Below are 17,295 nucleotides of genomic sequence, written 5' to 3'. Positions count from 1 at the left end.
AGAGCTTTCTTAATGCTTTCCCCTTTACCCTTTACCCCCCCTCACTCCTTCATCCCCAGGGATCGAAGGTCGGATCGGAATAATAGAGAAGTTTTCCCAAGATCACGTTCAGCTTTTCGGTATGGAAATCGGGGGGCGCGAACCAAGTGTCGAGCATTTCCCAAGATGCCTCTAACCAAGAGGGACGGGGTAAAGTATCCGATCGAACTCTCGGTCGATCGGGCGATAAAACGGTGAGTGCCGTAACGATCGGGGCGGGTAATTTTCGCGTGAGACGAAAACGGAGAAAGTCACTCGAAAAAGACTCCACGTAAGACGAACTGATGAAAGGTCGATAGATTTCGGCCCGGGGGGTAGATTGCTCGATAAACGCGTAACTGACTCCCGCGAGCATTTTCCGGAGGGGATCGGCCCGATCGTCCATCACCTCCCGTACGAGTGTACTCTGGCCGAGCGAACTATCGAGATAACCGCGATCGGTCGCGCTCATGTGCGTCGCTCCGTCGGCGATTAGTAAATATTTCTCCCCGGCCAAACTCTCGAAGGGTTTCAACTGGTGATCGACGATCGGGGTGATCCCGTCGGCCGTGGAAGAGAGCAGTAAGATCGGGATGGAGATCGAGGAGAGATCGCCGTTGAAAAGATCGCCGACGATGGGATTCAAGACGATCGCCCGATCGATCCGGTAATCGCGAAAGGACATCGATCGGTAGGGTAATTCGGCGGCCGAACACTGTAACCAATCGGCCGGGGAACGTTCTAGGGGAGTCAGCCGGGAACAGGCCGCGCGCGCGGCCCGGGGAACCAGACGCGCCCCCGCGAGCGCTAACGCGGTATAACCGCCGAAGGAATGTCCGATAATCGTCACCCGATCGGTCGGCAGTTTTCCCTTGAATTCACTGGAATCTCGATTTAAACTGGTTAATTCATTGAGAACGAAGCTAATATCCTTCGGTCGATCGATAAATTCCCCCGCGGGAAGGATGCGATCGAGCGTTAACCCGGTCGCGCCACGGGCGATGGAATCGATATTACTGCCGGGATGTTCCACCGAGACGACCGGAATCCCGCGGGAGGCGAGATGATAGGCCAGGTAACGCAGGAAACGTCGATCGGCCGCGAAACCGTGGGACATGATCACCAGCGGGCCTTCCGTCTCGGTCGAGTAGTAAATATCGGCGCGGATCGCCCGTTTCCGCCCCGGATCGTAGAAAACCCGTTCCCCCCGCAACACGACGGCATTCCCGCTCTCGTGAGGGAAAACCCCGTCCGGTAGGGACGTTCCCGCGAGCGCGCGCGACGTTTCCATTAATCCGGAAGCGATCAGGGTACTTTCCAGATTCTGCCGGTTCAGACGGACGGCGATCGAGGCCAGCGCCAGGAGATCCACGGTGACTCTCGGTTCCGGGTACGCCTTTAGAAAGCTGGAAACGGTAATTCTCTCACTATTTTCTAATGTCGCCAGGAAGGTTTCCCGGATTGTCTCCGGAGAACTTTCCGGAATAACCGTCTCGATCTGCGCGAGGAATTTTTCGCCTTCCTCTTTTTGAAACAAATCTTCAAGAAACTGCCGGGCCAATTTTCGATCGATCTGAAGATGTTTCGCCAGTAAATCCCGGACGGCGGGAGGTAAAACTCGCCGATAGGGTTGTAAATTTCGGGGGATTTCCCCGGTTAGAGCGTAGGATTCCAATTCGCCGACCCCTACCTCCCGCTCTATCAGTCCTAAACGCAGGGTGAGGGTTTCGGCCGCTCGCGCGGGTTCCGGGTCGAGACCCCGACCGAGAGCGAGGCAGGCGAGGAAAAAGAGGAGAAATCGAGAGAAAGCTGTCATCGTTCCAGTGCGGGTGGGGTCCGGGGAGAATCTATTACAAGCTTCACTTACTAGGATTCCCAACGGCTGTAACACCGTTATCACGAACAAAAAACTTAATCTTAACGCGGGGGATGTCCCGTCCCGATCGACGCGAGCGATTCCCCGCGGTCGGGAGGCGATCGAGACCTTGGAATTCAAGGGGTCTCGAAACGGGCTTCATTTCTAACCGCCTAAAAAAACTAAAAACTTAGAATTTTAGAAATTAAACAAGAGTCGATCCCGAGACTTCCCGTATCGTTCATCCGTGTCAATTTAAAAGCGATAAAAATAATTATTTAAATCAAGAGAAATGTGTTTCGAGTGGAATTTTCGGGCGGATTATTCTCGATCTCTCCTCCCGTTTCCTGTACGGGCGGGTTGGGAAAATCCCCCCCGCGACTCCCGACTCCCCGCTCATCCCGCGAGCGGTCTATTTTCCTTCCGTTGACCCGAAACCAACGGGTTACAAGCCTCCCTTTTTAAAGGGAAAAGTTTTGGGGAGGAGTTCAAGATCCCGGACAAAACCCGCCTCCTGCCTCCTGCCTCCTCTGACGCTTTTCGCTGTTTTCTAACCCCGGACTATCGGCTTCTGTCCCCTCTCGCGACGAGAAATTTTGATTTTTCCGAGAACTCTACTGTAAAGTATGGGAAGTGAATTTTCCGGGGAAGAGCGCGGGATTTCTCTCGTGCCGCTCCCTCTTCTGTCAAGTATCGAGGCCGATCGCCATCAGGGCGATAATTTTCATGAACGTACTGTCGATGTTCTGTTTTCCCGATTGGAATGTGAACGCTTTCTTTCTAGCCGAGACGGCGACCGCCGAGCCCGCCGATAGCGCGCTAGTCCTGGCTAGTGTCCTCCTCAGCTTGACCGTGATCTATCTCGCCAGTAAACTCGGCGGCGAGATCTGTGCCCGCCTGAATTTGCCGCCGGTGTTGGGAGAATTGGTCGGTGGGGTGGCGATCGGGGTTTCCGCCCTGAAATTACTCGTTTTCCCCGAAGGTGGGGGCGGGGTAGACGCGTCGCTGATCTTCCATTTCCTGCAATCTACCTCTAGCCTAACCCCCGAAGAGGCTCCCGCCGTCTTTTCCGCGTCCAGCGAGGTCATTTCCGTCCTCTCGGAATTGGGGGTAATTATCCTGCTGTTCGAGATCGGGCTGGAATCGGATCTGAAGGAGTTGATCCGCGTCGGGCCGCAGGCCGCGGTCGTCGCCGTGGTCGGGGTGGTCGCCCCGTTTGTCGCGGGAACCCTGGGCCTGCTCTATCTCTTCCATCTCCCGGTGATCCCGGCGGTTTTCGCGGGCGCGGCGTTAACCGCCACCAGTATCGGCATCACGGCCAAGGTACTCGCGGAGATCGATCGACTGTCCTCGAAGGAAGGTCAAATTATCATCGGCGCGGCGGTTCTCGACGATATTCTCGGGATCATCGTCCTCGCGGTGGTCGCCTCCCTCGTGAAAACCGGCGAGGTGCAGATTAGTAAGGTGATCTATCTGATTATCAGTTCGGGAACCTTCGTGATCGGGGCGATCGTCCTCGGGCGCTTTCTTAGTCCCTTTTACGTGCGCTTGGTCGATGGCATGAAAACGAGGGGGCAATTACTACTCGTCTCTTTGATTTTCGCCTTTATTCTCTCCTATATCGCCCAGGTGATCCAACTAGAGGCGATTCTCGGCTCGTTCGCGGCGGGATTGGTGCTGGCGGAAACCGAGAAGCGATCGGAGTTGGTCGAGCAGGTGGTGCCGATCGCCGATATTTTCGTGCCGATCTTTTTCGTCTGTGTCGGGGCGAAAACCGATCTGGGCGTTCTCAACCCCGCGATTCCCGCTAACCGCGAGGGATTGGTCGTCGCCGCGTTCCTGATCGTCGTGGCGATCGTCGGTAAGGTGATCACGGGGTTAACCGTTTTCGGGTCCGAAAATCTCAATCGTCTGGCGATCGGGGTGGGCATGATTCCCCGCGGCGAGGTGGGTTTAGTCTTCGCGGGGGTGGGATCGGCCAGTGGCGCGCTCTCCCCGTCCACGGACGCGGCGATTATTATGATGGTCATCCTAACGACCTTTATCGCTCCCCCGTTACTGCGGGTGGTGTTTAAAGAACCCGACGGGGCGATCGAGGAGAAAACCCCGACGTGATCGGGGAAACTTCGCGGGAGTCCGGAGCGTCCCTGTAGGTTGTTTTAGAAACCGCGATCGGGGATTATGGAACAGTACGCGTCATCTACTGTACCGATCTCGGTAAAAAGCTGTCTCACTTCTCAATGGGAGCATCGATCGTGAGATTTTCTTGGTTATTCTTGAGCGCCCTGGCCTGGGTCCTCGTGACGGCTCCCGCGATGGCGGGAAAATTGGTGTTCTGGCGATTTGACAACAGTGCTAACCGCCTCGTTTTCACCACCGACGATCGAGTCCAGCCGAGAGCGCAGATGATCACCAACCCCACCCGGATCGTCGTCGATCTGCCGGGGATTAAATTGGGACAGGGGAACGTCAACCAACCGCTCGGCGACAAGATCCGCGGTCTTCGCATCGGCCAGTTCGACGCGGAAACGACGCGCGTGGTCATCGAGTTAGCTCCCGGCTACACCGTCGATCCGCGAGCGGTGAAAATCCGCGGGATCTCGCCAACGCAGTGGACGATCGAGTTACCCGATCCCCAAGCGATTACCGAATCGCTCCCGCCCCCGACCCCGGAATCTTCCCCGCCGCCCGACCGTCAAGGGCGCGCCCCCGGTGACCGCCTCTCGCCCCGTCCTCCTTCCCCTCCCCCGACCGAGACCGCGACCTCGAATTCCGAGGATTTCCAGATCACGCGCAACGGCTTGTTCGTCCGTCTGGAACGTAACGGGGACGAGCGATCGATCCGCGTCAGACGCGCCCGCGACGGGAAACAGATCGAGGTCGAACTACCGGGCGCGATTTTACCGAACAATCTTCAAGGTCAAACGCTCCCCGTGAATCAATACGGGGTGGGCGATATTCAGTTCACTCAAACCTCGAATTCCGCGAGAGTCGCCTTGAGGGTCTCTTCGGGAAGTCCCGACTGGCAGGCGCTGTACAGTCGTTTCGGGGGATTGGTACTCCTGCCGCGCGGGGGACTGAGTTCCTCGGATAACCTTCCCTCGCCGACCCCGACCCGCGCGATCGACCGTCCCCGCGATTCCGCGAGAAGCGAGACTCCGGCGATCGTCTCCTCGATCGAGATCGACGACCGGAACGATCGGCTCCTCATCCGGGCCGATCGCTCCCTGCAAGGCAGTGGCCAGATGACCGCGGGCGGTGTCTACGAGATCCGCGTCGAGAACGCTAGATTAGCCGATTCTTTTCGCGGGCCGCAACTCGGGCGCGATAGTCCGATCTATCAACTGCGGGTTCGTCAGGAAGGAGCCGATCGGGTGGTGGTCTCCGTACAGACCGCCCGCGGATTTCAACCGGGGCGATTGAACGGGGTCGGCGATCGGTTTCTCGCCCTGGAATTGCTGTCCGGGGGCGGGATCTCCCGCGGGGCGCCCCCGACCGATCCCTCGATCCCGATCGTCCTCTCGGTGATCCCGCCACCGATTACCAGTATCCCGCCGCGGCCCGTCGATCGGGTTCCCGATGCCCCCACACCCTCTCCACCGATCGCCCGCCAACGGAACGGGCGAATTCTCGTCGTTATCGACCCGGGCCACGGGGGGAAAGATCCGGGAGCGATCGGCATCGGTGGACTCCAGGAAAAGGACGTGATCTTGCCCATCTCCCTAGAAGTGTCGAGAATCCTACAACAGCAGGGAATCGACGTTCGCCTGACCCGCGATAGCGATTTTTTCGTCACCCTTCAGGGACGCACGGATATGGCCAACCGCATCGACGCGGATCTGTTCGTCAGTATTCACGCCAACTCGATGGGTAAGGGACGGGAAGAGGTGAGCGGATTGGAAGTCTACTATTTCGGCGATCGAAGACTATCGGATACCATTCACCGCAATATTATCCGAAGCGTCGATATCCGCGACCGGGGCGTGCGTCGGGCGCGATTCTACGTGCTGAGAACCTCGAATATGCCCTCGACTTTAGTGGAGGTGGGATTCGTCACCGGGGCGATCGACGCGGCGAACCTGCAACAATCCTCCTATCAACGACAGATGGCGGCCGCGATCGCCCGCGGTATCGTGGAATATATCCAACAAAATCTTCGGTAAAACGCGCGTCGCGAGGCCGTTCGCCGGGATCGGGACGGGGATATCAACCGAGATCTCCCGACAGATCGCCTTTTTTCGCGGCTCGGATGTCCGTGTTTCTTAAATGATTGAAAATTAGTTTACCGGATCGATTTATTCGTGTTTTAATATCATCAACTTATTTTTCAGATAAGCGCTTAAATGCCGATATGAGAGAATCACAACGTAGTCCCATTGGAGTGTTCGATAGTGGTGTGGGTGGACTGACTGTTTTACGGGAGCTATATCGACAGCTTCCCGATGAGTCGATTCTCTATTTCGCCGATACCGCGAGGCTTCCCTACGGCACGCGTTCCAAGGGAGAAATCATCGCTTTCGTTCGCGATATCCTCGACTGGATGACCGAGCGACGGGTGAAAATGGTGATCATGGCCTGTAACACCAGTTCGGCCTTGGCTCTCGACGAGGTGCGCCAGGAATACCCGGATCTGCCGATTCTCGGCGTGATCCTACCGGGCGCGAAAGCGGCGGTACGCCAGGGAAAACGGATCGGCATTATCGCCACTCCCGCCACCGTGGCCAGTCGCGCCTACGAGCGCGCCATCCACGAGATCGACCCGGTCGCGAGGGTTTGGCAGGTTCCCTGTCCGGAGTTCGTCCCCCTGATCGAGGCGAATCGAATTTTCGATCCCTACACGACGCGCGTGGCGAAAGAATATCTCGAACCGCTACTCGCCGAGAATATCGATACCCTCGTCTACGGATGCACGCACTATCGCCATCTCGCCCCCGTTTTCCGAGATTTATTACCGGACTCGGTACAGTTGATCGATCCCGCCCGTTCGGTCGTGCGCGCCGCCGAGAAGGAATTAGAATTGTTAGGGCTGAAAAATACCGATCGACCCCTCCCGACCGGGTTCACGGTCAGCGGCGATCCCGAGGCTTTCACCCGTCTTTCCAAGCAGTGGTTGGGATACTCGCCCCGAGTGGGAAAGGTGTACTTTCCCGCGCCGACGGTTCTACCGGTTCCGGTTGAAGTTCCCGTCAGTTCGTAAGCGATCGCCCCGCGGGGCGATCTTTTACGGGAGTCGGCCCGGCTTCAGGAACCGATTCTCGTTCGTCGCGCGATCGTTAGTAATAGGTAGATGACGACGAGATAGAGTATGGGTAATACGAGGGTAGTGGTGGACATGGCATTTCGGAAAGGGAGAAGAAAGTATAGTTATGGCAAAACACCGTCGGAAATCGTTCGATTTCCACGCTAAAACCGGGCGATGGCAATTCGAGAATGGCCGGCACTAGGGAGACAAGCCCCCGGCAGGCGATCCGTTCGGACGGGGCCGATCGATCCGCCCCGGGCTTTGGCTTCGCGAAAACCGGTAGATAGCGATTCGAGAACGGCCGACACTAGGGATAAAAGCCACCGGAGAGCGATCCGTTCGGACGGGGCCGATCGATTTCGGCCGGGTCCGGACTTTCCACCACGATCTCGCGAGCGGAGACCGACGAGAGAAATCTCTCATCTGGACGGTCTCGCCGCGTCCGGAGCGATTGCTAAATTTTGAAAACCTTCACTATCAGACTAACACAAGTTGTCAGGGACGGCTAGATCCCGCGCCGAAAATCGATCCCGTCCGTCGATCGCCCGGACGGGTCCCGCGGAAATTTTCCCCGATCGCGTTCCCTTGACCGAACCGTTAGCTTAAAATACGGGTAAGGATATGTAAACTTTCGTAACTATCTCGCCAAGCCGGGCTTACCAATGATCTCAACCACCTCTTTATTCGCTCCCGTTGACGATGATCTCCGCCTTCTCACGGATAATCTGAAGAACCTCGTCGGCGCGCGCCATCCGATTCTCGCGGCGGCGGCGGAACATCTGTTCGAGGCGGGAGGAAAGCGGGTTCGTCCGGCGATCGTGCTGTTGGTTTCCCGGGCGACCCTGCTCGATCGGGACATCACCCCCCGACATCGGCGCTTGGCGGAAATCACGGAGATGATCCACACCGCCAGTCTCGTGCATGATGACGTGGTGGACGAGGCCGAATTGCGGCGCGGGGTTCCCACGGTGAACCACCTCTTCGATAATCGGGTGGCGGTGCTCGCGGGGGATTTCCTGTTCGCGCAGTCGTCCTGGTATCTGGCGAATCTGGATAATCTGGAGGTGGTGAAACTGTTATCGGAGGTCATCCGGGACTTCGCCGAGGGCGAGATCCAACAGGGGATTAATCGTTTCGATACGAGTATTTCTCTGGACGCTTATTTAGATAAGAGTTATTACAAAACCGCCTCGTTAATTGCGAATAGTGCTAAGGCGGCCGGGGTACTCAGCGATCGATCGATCGAGATCAACGATCACCTTTACCAATACGGTCGCGATCTCGGACTGGCCTTTCAAATTGTCGATGATATTCTCGATTTCACCTCGCCGACAGAGGTATTGGGCAAACCCTCGGGATCGGATCTGATCAGTGGTAATATTACCGCGCCGGCTCTGTTCGCCATGCGGGAAACGCCCTATCTAGAGGTGCTGATCGATCGGGAATTTAGCGAGGAAGGCGATATCGAGAAAGCGCTGGCGATCGTTCACGCGAGTCAGGGCATCCAAAAATCGAAGGAACTCGCCGCGCGCTACGGACAGAGCGCCCTACAACATCTCGATTGTCTACAACCTTCCCCCTCGAAGCAGGCTTTAATCGATCTGGTCGATTACGTGTTAAGCCGGATTTATTAAAACGCTCGCGGGATTCTCGATCGCTCGTTCTACAAAATCAATTATTCTATCCATCCGTCGCGGTGCTTCGGGATTTTTTCTCGTTAGATTAACCCGTTTAATACCAACACGGCCGATCGTTGTCAACAGGCGAGGGATGATCGTGTGGTGAGGGGGAAAAGCGATCGAGAAAATTATACATTTCTTCGCCTACTGACCTAACATTTCACGTCTACGTCGCTCTCGCTCTTGTTCTTGCAATCTTGTCAAAATTTCTCTATATTGAGTAACCGCTTGATCAGCTTCCGCATTTAGCTGTTCTCTCAATGAATTATTTTTTATTAAGGCAACTATTTCTTTTCTATATTCCACACTTTGGGCAAAAAACCAATCAATAAAAGCTTGCAAAATTATTCGATCATTTGGATTGTCATCGTAAATTACAGTACAGGAAGGACAAACATAAATATAATAGTTTACTACTTCATTACAAGAATAAGGCCGTTCCATTGGACAATGCTTGAAAAACCAAGTAACAAGAGGGCGATAATCACCAGTGGAACTCAAAAATGGCAATAAATATGAAAAAGTAGTGTTTTTGCAATCATTACTATTTGAATTTTTACTAGCCATGCAATCTATCATTGTCATAATTGCTTCATTACTCCTTCCACTTGTACCCGCAACTGTCATCGCAACCGCTACAGATGCGGGAAATTTCGGTAGAGTTTCTTCGGCTGAAGTCAGCCAAGGCAATTTTGATAGGATAGTTAAATAATGATAACGATATTTTAAACACTCCTCGATATAAACTCTAGCATATTTTTGATGATTTTCATTGAGTATAAAATTATTAGGAATTTTAATATTTAGATAATATTGTTCCGATTGAGCGTCCCGTCTACAAGTTGATATCACTTGACCTAATCTCGTCATATCTACTTGAGCTAAAGTTTTAGAGGCGACTAACTGTAATGTAAAACTAGCTACACAAGTTGTCAGTAAAGTTTTCACGATGTGTTTAATCATTTTTCCTCTCGGATTATTTTTTCTATTGAGTCTGAAGAACTTGGGATAGGGTCTTGTACATTCCAAGGTTGTGCGGGATCGATTAGAGTCGGGGATGATCGTACAACGGTTTTCGGTGGTGGTTGCGGTGATAAAACTCTTTGTTGTCCCGTGGAATCGATGGCTACTGATTGATTAGTATTTTTCTTACCTCTTTTCTTCGCTTGTTGATTAGGAACCGTTTTTACTATCTTACTACCAGGATTAGCGGTAGAGCGATTTTGTTGTGACGGGCGATTAGTCCATATATTTTCGTTGGTTTTTTCAGTAAGTTCCGATTTTAATCGTTTAGGGACAAGAGCCGTTTTTCTCGAATCGGCGGAATTTGTCTTTCTAACTCTTGTTGTTAATACAGAATGGTTATTTGAATTCGCTTTTAAAGAAGATTGAGAGTTGTTAGTGTTTTTTTCGATCTCGCGAGTGGTTTTCGATTCATCCGATTTTAATCGTGTTTCTTTTGAGGTCGGTAGACTGGACGGAAAACGTCGGGAATTATTCAAACTTTTTCGAGAACTTTTTTCCACAGAAGCAACGGAAGGAGATTTTCGGGAAGAAGATTGAGAGTTATTGACGTTTTTTTCGATCTCGCGAGTGGTTTTCGATTCATCCGATTTTAATCGTGTTTCTTTTGAGGTCGGTAGACTGGACGGAAAACGTCGGGAATCATTCAAACCTTTTCGAGAACTTTCTTCCACGGAAGCGACAGAAGGAGATTTTCGGTTAGGATTTTCGAGTGTAGAAAGCTCGGACGACTGAATTATAGGCGATTTCGGTAAAAAATTCGCAATACTGGCGAATAAGGCAACACTACCGATCGCTAATCCGATCGAGAATCGGTAAGGGATGCGAGCAACTTGATTACGCGTACAACGAGGAACCACTCGTACAGTATTTTTTTCTAATTCTAGCAATCTCTGTAATATTTCTTTCCCATTTTGAGGGCGATTACTGGCGATCGGTTCCATTAAGTCATCAATTAACTGTAACAGACCGGGAGATATATTGCTTGTTTTGTCGCGCCACTCTAGTTTATTACTTAAAGGGTTATAAATCGCTCGATCGCAAGGCTCTTTCCCCGTGAGTAGGAATACGAAAGTTCGCCCCAGCGCGAAAAAATCGGATTGCTTGATCGAGTAACCGTTTTGCTGTTCGGGTGGTGAATAGCCTTGCGAGACGATTTTAGTATTGCTCCCACCCGCTAAAATCGTAGAGGTAATCTGCCTAACCGCACCAAAATCGATTAGAACTAATTCTCCCGTCGAGCGCAACATGATATTTTGAGGCTTAATGTCGCGGTGAAAGAACTGATGGGAGTGAACGAGATCGAGAATTTTAATTAATTGTCTCAACCAATCGATCGCTTGTTCCTGTTCGATCGGCCGGTACGAGCGATTTAACATCCATCGTGCTAGATCTACTCCCTCGATTTTCTCCATTACTAAACAATGTAATACGTCTCCTTTCGGCGTGGTCAACGTGAAATATCCATTCAGTTCTACTTTTGGAATTCCGTTACTATTTAAACGGCTTAAAACGCTCGCTTCTTGCCGAAATAGCTCGATCGCTTTCGGATTCTGTTCTGTTAGCACTTTCAGGACTTTTCGCGTACCCTCATCATCGATCTCGTAAGTGTCCCCAAAACCACCAGCACCTAATTTTCCGAGTATTCGATAGCGATTTTGTAAAAGAAGTGCCGAACCGCAATTACGACAGGTACTATTGTTCGCATTTAACGGATCGGAAGACCTAGGACAATCGGGGTTAATACAAAGGGTCATGTCACTCACTTCGAGCGATAACTATTACTTGTATCGCTAAAAATTGTATTCCTAGCGATCATAATTATAATTTATTTGTATCGAGCCAGAAAGATCTTGTGATTACAATCACACTCAAGATTTTTAAACTTGATAGTTTGAAGTCAACGCTCGAAAGGTTTCTGTAAAGCTAGGGCTTCCTCTTTCGTACCGAAATCTCCTAACTCGATCGGAAACTTTACTTCCTCTCCATTGTAAACTCGATCGACCAGCTTCATCACTTCGCCCGCGATGTGTTGATTGAATAGAAAAACTCTAGCGAAATCCTCGTCTTCATTAGTGATAAAGATCTCGATTTCACCGATCCGTTGTCCGTGACGAGAGAAGGTGAAAGTTTGCGGTTCCTCGCCGATCACTATCACCACGCTCAACAAACCGGCCCGATCGCCCGAATCTCTAAAACCCTCGTTTTCATAAAACCCCACTCTCCCCCCATAGTCGATCGACTATGGAAACCAACGAGGATATCACATCCATCGCGGGCGACCGTGAACTGTAAGATGGTTTTAATATTTGCCGTTATGGACAGGGGTATTTAAACAATATGACAGCTATTAGCACGATTCCCGAATTTTGTCAAGGAATCCAATATTTCGGGGAAGCGTTACCAGAATTTGAAAAATACGGAAAAAAAGCCGTTATAGGAGAAGGACAAAGCTCGATCGCCGACGCGAACGATCCGGCCGCCGTTTATCAAACCCTACTCGGCGCGGATGCCCTACGCTACCTCACCCTACAGATTACCGCGACCAAGGAATCCGGACACCCCGGCGGATTCGCCAGCGCGGCGGACGCGATCGCGGCGTTAGTCATGCTGGGCTATAAGAACACCGTGACGGAAGTGGGACACCACGCGCCCGGATTTTATAGTAACGTTTTCCTCGATCGATCCCTGGAGGAAATGGGCATCAACACCGTCGCCCAACTGGGGGAACGATTCCGCGAGAAACACGGGTTATTAGGACACCTATCCGGACAGATTCCGGGACTCCTCGGCCCCGCGGGCCCTCTCGGACAGGGACAACATTTCGCGATGGCCGGCGCGAAACTTCACCGCGATATTCTCTTTCCCGTGACGATCGGTGACGGGGGACTCGGTGAACCGTATATTATGAGTAGTTTCGGGCATTTTCACACCGCTTATCCCGAAATCACCAATTTTCTCCCTATCCTCGTCTGGAACGGCTATTCCCAAGAACACCATAGTATGGTTTCGATCAAAACCAACGAGGAAATGATCGCCTACTGGAAAGGGAACGGATTCGAGGAAGTTATCCTCGTTAACGCCAAAGATTACGACGATACCGACCAAATCGGCGATTATGTAGACAGTACCAAGTTTTCCTTCCCCAAACGCCTAGAATTCGCGAAAGCCGTCCTGACCGCTACCGATAAAGCGGCCAAATCCGCGTTAGGCGGCAAACTCACCGTTTTAATCGTCAAACAACTCAAAGGCGCGGGCGTTCACAAGCGCGGCGCGGCCTCCCATAACCTCTATCCCGGCGACACCCTAGAAAAAGATTACATCGTCAGCGCCCTCAAAGAACGCGCCCTTTCCCCGGACGCGTGGGCGACAGTCCGCGAGAACTGGGAACGCGCGGGAGGCGGCCCGGCGGTTCGTACCGTGGTGACGGAATTCGAGTTACCCCTGCCGGATTTGGGAACCCTTCCCCTGACGGAATACGCGGTCGGTGGCGATAAAAAAGTCGCGACGACGGCGATGGGGGAAATCGTGGTCGCGGTGGGCAAAAAAGACCCGAATTTCGTCGTCACCAACGCGGACGGGAACGCCGCGTCGGGGATTAATAATATTAACGTGGGGCTGAAAATCGTCCACCCGACGATCGATGATACCTACTATCAGGGTCCCACCGGTCAGGTATACGAACCCCTCAACGAGGACGCTTGCGCGGGGTTAGCGGCGGCGTTATCTCTATTCGGCGCGCGGACGTTGTGGTGTTCCTACGAATCGTTCGCGATTAACGGTTTACCCATCTGGCAGACGGTGACGCAAGCGATGGCCGAACTGCGCCGTCCCACTCCCTCGACGATCACGCTGTTCACCGCGGGGGCGTTAGAGCAAGGTCGCAACGGCTGGACGCACCAACGCCCGGAAATCGAGAACTATTTCGCCGCTATGATGCGAAATGGAAATATTTTCCCGCTTTTCCCCTGCGATGCCAATAGTACCCAAGTTTGCTACGAGTGGGCGCTGGGAACGAAGAATAAAGGCATCACCATCACCGCGAGTAAATCGCCTCTGCCGGTACGGACGACGTTCGAGCAAACCCGTCAGGCGCTACAGGATGGCGGGGTGATTCTCCACGAATCCGCGGGGACGAAGAAGGTGGTGTTCGCGGTGATTGGCGATATGACGTTACTGCCGGTTTTCGAGGCCGCGACGCGGTTGGAAAGCGAGGGAATCGGGGTACGGATTGTCTCGGTAATCAATCCCCGTCGTCTCTACCGTCCCGGTGATGTGATGTGGTCGGCTTGTTCCGAATCGGATGGGAATTTTCTCGATGACGCGGGATTCGATCGCCTTTTCGGGGGTGACGCGTTGATCGGGGTCACGGGAGGAACTAGCGCGATGTTAGAACCGGTTATGCTGAGAAGTACGGCTAAACGGGATGTTTTCGCCTGGAAACGCGGGGAAACCACCGCCAGCGCCGGCGAGATTATGGCTTATAACGGTTTGACCGCGGACGCGTTGACGGAAAGATCGATCGAATTAATCGGTTAATTTCACCGTTGAATGTTTCTAAAAACCTCTATCCTGGGCGATTTGGATAGGGGTTTTTTCTCGATCGATCTACAGGGAAAGATAATCGTGTAACCGTTATTGCGGTTACACGGGATCGCTTTTTTAAAGTTTAATCAGCAAGATGAGGGCGTTGCCGAATGCACCGCGAAACAGACCGTACCGATCCTAGCTATAATGAAATTTACAAATAATAATTTAGGTTTCTGTAATCTTATAAACTAGGCGATGTTCCTCATTAATGCGCCTTGACCAATAACCCTTGAGTTGATGTTTTAAGGGTTCGGGTTTACCGATTCCAGAGAAGGGATGACGTAATATATCGTCAATCAGGTCAACGATTTTTTTATAGAGTTTTTTGTCTTCTATGGCCTATTTATTGAATTCTTTAAAGGCTTTCGGATCGAATACTATATTTTTCATGCCATTCCTCTGCGGTAATCGTCACGAGGTCTTCTTTATTTTCGATTCTTTCAATGGCTTCGGATAATTCGCGCTGATTGGCTTCTGTTGACAGAAGATATTCGGTTGTGTCGGGTTCGGTATCCGAGACCAAAATAATAATATCCACGCTTGTCCCTTCTTCTAGTTCCGTAGAATGAATCTCTATTTTTCCTTCTCTTCCAACAATCCCTTTTTGTTTAATGGCTCTAATCACGATCTTTCTCCTAAGATTTCAAGCGATTATTGCTATCATACCAAAATTAGCATGAGTTAGAACGGATGACAGGAAAAGCGATCGCTTCTTTAAAGTTTAATCAACAAGATGAGGGCGATCGCTTCTCCGAACTTAACAGCGAAGGCGATCGGTTCGATCGTCTCGGCTAGAAACCGATCGCTTCAACGTGCGTATGGGTTCGGTATAACCTCTGGAACCTAACGAAACCGGTTGATACGTTCCGTTGTAACCTGGTTTTTAGACCGTACTTCACCAACCAAACCTATCTACTTCAAGGCTTCAATGGTAACTGTACCGCCTATGACGGTTTGAATCCGCAAATCGTAACCGTAAAGTAACTTCATTCCAACTAAAGGCTCGGTTTCCGATTGATTGATCGGGATATCTCGGTACTCACCATCCCAAATCACCCTTCCCGAATACACTTCAAACGTTGTCTCGCTTCCGTCACCCAAAGTTACCCGATCGATTCCAGTCCAAGGTAAACTCAGGGCAACAATGATTTCAGAAGGCACACTTAGAAACCCCGTGTATCCCGTATCAATTACCGCGTCAATCACTTGCATTCGACCGTTTCTATTCCCGATCGCGAATCGAATCATCGCCTCGTAGTTCGGACTCACAACACCGTTCATCATGGGTTTTTGAGACTCCGCGCGCCAAAACGATCGACCGCTCGATATCCAATACGGACAATCCAAGGTTGAGCGTCCGGCAATCGATCGAATAGTCGATCGGTCGCGGGCAAAATATCGTCCGCTACCTCAAACGCTCCGGTTTCAATATCGATCGCCACGATTTTGCCATGATTGCCCTCTTCGACCTGCTGGCGTACCCGAGATTCATAAATCTCATCGCCACGTCGAGCGAATTCTTCTTTGCTGTAGCGGGGTTGTCGAATCGCCATCGGTTTGACCTCGTTTCAACTGAATCCCTTTATCTTAGCTCGGGCGATCGACCTTGCCGCACACTGAATGAATCTAACACGAACCGAAGAACCAGTTTAATCAACAAGATGAGGGCGATCGAACTATAATGACGGTAATACGGGATCGCATTTTTAAAGTTTAATCGACAAGATGAGGGCGATCGAACTACAAGATCGGCGATCGCATTCATAAACATCCCAAGAATTAGATAATTACAATGAGTAACAATCAATTTGGTGCGTTACATTTCGTTAACGCATCCTACCGGATCGGCGATCGCGCTACAAGATCGGCGATCGCTAAATCAACCTACTTCTTAGAACGGCAATATTTTTTAGATATTTTTCTTTGTAGTGAACAAAATTTTGTACATCGGATAGACCACCTTTTTCTGAGGAATATACAGACTGAACACCTATTGTTATTGCTTTTGCTGAGTGAGCCGAAAGAAATAGAGGTAGTCCTAGTAAAATATTTATTTTTTTTATAAAATCGAGATCTCTTGCTTTTTTATTCCAAACAGATTTTATAGTAATGGCATCTTCAGCAAACATCAATTTTTCTTCAATTGATTACGTTACAAAACTACAGGATGTTCGCAGACTGAATAACGTAGCATCAAGGTTTTTAGGGTATTAAGCAATGTTTCGCCAACACCGTCCGTTCCCTCAACTCAACCTACCAAGATCTCATTAGAGAATGTTTGGAAAGTCCCCTTCGATGGCTGAAAGCCTCATTCTCTGCTTCCACCCGACCCTTTTCAAACATCCTCTTAGATTAATTATCGTACTTATATTTTACCTTTATAACATACTTTGTTTTTCCTTTGCTTCCGAAAGTCACATCGATGCCTTCTATGCCATTTACATCAAGCCCTGTAACGACATCACGACTCATTTCAATCTCCATTTCATCAACTTTTTGCTTGCGTCCCTCTTCAATGATTTTTTTTATGTTTTCACCGTCATCTTGAGAAAGATTACCTGTTGAATTCACCCGATCTACAACGTATTTAATAATTGCCAATGTAGCTTTATAACCAGCAAATGGCTCAAATATCTCTTGCCATCCAAGTTTAGTTTCAAGCTTCTTTGTTTTCTCGTTATAGACTAATAGACTCATTTTACTTTCCCAGATACTTTCAAATAAAGAACTTCTGATTACAGCCTTTCTCGTAAAGGTGAAGTACAGACAAACCCTTGCTACTAAAGGGTTCTAGCTCCCAAAACGTACCTCATTTATCTGAGAAAGGCTGTAACGCTCTTTTATCACTCTAGGGTCGGGGAAGATAGAAACCTCGCGGAAAGATCGAG

General features: G+C 51.0%; 15 protein-coding genes. 5 read left to right on the top strand and 10 right to left on the bottom strand.

What is annotated here, in order from left to right; genetic code table 11:
* Positions 1 to 49: 49 nt before the first annotated feature.
* Positions 50 to 2,014 (bottom strand): alpha/beta hydrolase, encoded by a 1,965-nt coding sequence (locus tag V0288_RS15595; protein ID WP_332866053.1) that lies wholly within the window; start codon positions 2,012 to 2,014, stop codon positions 50 to 52.
* 600 nt (positions 2,015 to 2,614) lie between these two features.
* On the opposite strand from V0288_RS15595, the gene V0288_RS15590 reads away from it, so the two are divergent.
* The 4 genes from V0288_RS15590 to sds all read left to right on the top strand — a co-directional run bounded on the left by V0288_RS15590 (position 2,615) and on the right by sds (position 8,749).
* On the top strand, positions 2,615 to 3,988 hold the full coding sequence (locus V0288_RS15590; RefSeq protein WP_422661989.1) for a cation:proton antiporter: 1,374 nt from the start codon (positions 2,615 to 2,617) through the stop codon (positions 3,986 to 3,988).
* Between the two features lie 140 nt (positions 3,989 to 4,128).
* A complete protein-coding gene (locus tag V0288_RS15585; RefSeq protein WP_332866051.1) occupies positions 4,129 to 6,036 on the top strand; it encodes an N-acetylmuramoyl-L-alanine amidase in 1,908 nt (635 codons plus the stop codon).
* Positions 6,037 to 6,224: 188 nt separating this feature from the next.
* A complete protein-coding gene (gene murI / locus V0288_RS15580; RefSeq protein ID WP_332866050.1) occupies positions 6,225 to 7,070 on the top strand; it encodes a glutamate racemase in 846 nt (281 codons plus the stop codon).
* A 707-nt stretch (positions 7,071 to 7,777) separates the two neighbouring features.
* A complete protein-coding gene (gene sds, locus V0288_RS15575) occupies positions 7,778 to 8,749 on the top strand; it encodes a solanesyl diphosphate synthase (protein ID WP_332866049.1) in 972 nt (323 codons plus the stop codon).
* A 189-nt stretch (positions 8,750 to 8,938) separates the two neighbouring features.
* Here the strand turns inward: sds and V0288_RS15570 are convergent, their stop codons facing one another.
* The 3 genes from V0288_RS15570 to V0288_RS15560 all read right to left on the bottom strand — a co-directional run bounded on the left by V0288_RS15570 (position 8,939) and on the right by V0288_RS15560 (position 12,038).
* The gene (locus V0288_RS15570) at positions 8,939 to 9,757 is read right to left on the bottom strand and encodes a hypothetical protein (protein ID WP_332866048.1); all 819 of its coding nucleotides are present in this window, start codon (positions 9,755 to 9,757) and stop codon (positions 8,939 to 8,941) included.
* The gene (locus V0288_RS15565) at positions 9,754 to 11,574 is read right to left on the bottom strand and encodes a serine/threonine protein kinase (RefSeq protein ID WP_332866047.1); all 1,821 of its coding nucleotides are present in this window, start codon (positions 11,572 to 11,574) and stop codon (positions 9,754 to 9,756) included. Before V0288_RS15565 ends, V0288_RS15570 begins: the two co-directional genes overlap by 4 nt.
* 143 nt (positions 11,575 to 11,717) lie before the next feature.
* The gene (locus tag V0288_RS15560; RefSeq protein ID WP_332866046.1) at positions 11,718 to 12,038 is read right to left on the bottom strand and encodes a hypothetical protein; all 321 of its coding nucleotides are present in this window, start codon (positions 12,036 to 12,038) and stop codon (positions 11,718 to 11,720) included.
* A gap of 119 nt (positions 12,039 to 12,157) precedes the next feature.
* Here V0288_RS15560 and V0288_RS15555 point away from each other — a divergent pair, with 119 nt between their 5' ends.
* Complete coding sequence (locus tag V0288_RS15555; protein WP_332866045.1) at positions 12,158 to 14,356, top strand: phosphoketolase family protein; 2,199 nt, start codon at positions 12,158 to 12,160, stop codon at positions 14,354 to 14,356.
* Between the two features lie 216 nt (positions 14,357 to 14,572).
* Here the strand turns inward: V0288_RS15555 and V0288_RS15550 are convergent, their stop codons facing one another.
* The 6 genes from V0288_RS15550 to V0288_RS15525 all read right to left on the bottom strand — a co-directional run bounded on the left by V0288_RS15550 (position 14,573) and on the right by V0288_RS15525 (position 17,104).
* Positions 14,573 to 14,743, bottom strand: coding sequence for a Txe/YoeB family addiction module toxin (locus tag V0288_RS15550; protein WP_332866092.1), 171 nt, complete (start codon positions 14,741 to 14,743; stop codon positions 14,573 to 14,575).
* A gap of 19 nt (positions 14,744 to 14,762) precedes the next feature.
* Positions 14,763 to 15,032, bottom strand: coding sequence for a hypothetical protein (locus V0288_RS15545; RefSeq protein WP_332866044.1), 270 nt, complete (start codon positions 15,030 to 15,032; stop codon positions 14,763 to 14,765).
* Between the two features lie 287 nt (positions 15,033 to 15,319).
* Complete coding sequence (locus tag V0288_RS15540; RefSeq protein WP_332866043.1) at positions 15,320 to 15,691, bottom strand: hypothetical protein; 372 nt, start codon at positions 15,689 to 15,691, stop codon at positions 15,320 to 15,322.
* Positions 15,688 to 15,960 carry a hypothetical protein gene (locus V0288_RS15535; protein WP_332866042.1) on the bottom strand — a complete coding sequence of 91 codons (273 nt, stop codon included), beginning with the start codon at positions 15,958 to 15,960 and terminating at the stop codon, positions 15,688 to 15,690. The genes V0288_RS15540 and V0288_RS15535 overlap by 4 nt, the downstream gene beginning before the upstream one ends.
* Before the next feature lie 321 nt (positions 15,961 to 16,281).
* A complete protein-coding gene (locus tag V0288_RS15530) occupies positions 16,282 to 16,536 on the bottom strand; it encodes a hypothetical protein (protein ID WP_332866041.1) in 255 nt (84 codons plus the stop codon).
* Positions 16,537 to 16,759: 223 nt separating this feature from the next.
* Complete coding sequence (locus V0288_RS15525; protein ID WP_332866040.1) at positions 16,760 to 17,104, bottom strand: hypothetical protein; 345 nt, start codon at positions 17,102 to 17,104, stop codon at positions 16,760 to 16,762.
* Positions 17,105 to 17,295 lie beyond the last annotated feature (191 nt).

It is taken from the genome of Pannus brasiliensis CCIBt3594, from assembly GCF_036688125.1.
GTDB classification, from domain to species: Bacteria; Cyanobacteriota; Cyanobacteriia; order Cyanobacteriales; family Microcystaceae; genus Pannus; species Pannus brasiliensis.
This window is presented reverse-complemented; position numbering and strand designations above follow the sequence as displayed.

Excerpts from the sequence above, each read along its gene's own strand:
- V0288_RS15590 (WP_422661989.1), top strand. The coding sequence starts at position 2,615 with ATGTTCTGTTTTCCCGATTGGAATGTGAACGCTTTCTTTCTAGCCGAG.
- murI (WP_332866050.1), top strand. The coding sequence starts at position 6,225 with ATGAGAGAATCACAACGTAGTCCCATTGGAGTGTTCGATAGTGGTGTG.
- sds (WP_332866049.1), top strand. The coding sequence starts at position 7,778 with ATGATCTCAACCACCTCTTTATTCGCTCCCGTTGACGATGATCTCCGC.
- V0288_RS15570 (WP_332866048.1), bottom strand. The coding sequence starts at position 9,757 with ATGATTAAACACATCGTGAAAACTTTACTGACAACTTGTGTAGCTAGT.
- V0288_RS15565 (WP_332866047.1), bottom strand. The coding sequence starts at position 11,574 with ATGACCCTTTGTATTAACCCCGATTGTCCTAGGTCTTCCGATCCGTTA.
- V0288_RS15555 (WP_332866045.1), top strand. The coding sequence starts at position 12,158 with ATGACAGCTATTAGCACGATTCCCGAATTTTGTCAAGGAATCCAATAT.
- V0288_RS15540 (WP_332866043.1), bottom strand. The coding sequence starts at position 15,691 with ATGATGAACGGTGTTGTGAGTCCGAACTACGAGGCGATGATTCGATTC.
- V0288_RS15535 (WP_332866042.1), bottom strand. The coding sequence starts at position 15,960 with ATGGCGATTCGACAACCCCGCTACAGCAAAGAAGAATTCGCTCGACGT.
- V0288_RS15530 (WP_332866041.1), bottom strand. The coding sequence starts at position 16,536 with ATGTTTGCTGAAGATGCCATTACTATAAAATCTGTTTGGAATAAAAAA.
- V0288_RS15525 (WP_332866040.1), bottom strand. The coding sequence starts at position 17,104 with ATGAGTCTATTAGTCTATAACGAGAAAACAAAGAAGCTTGAAACTAAA.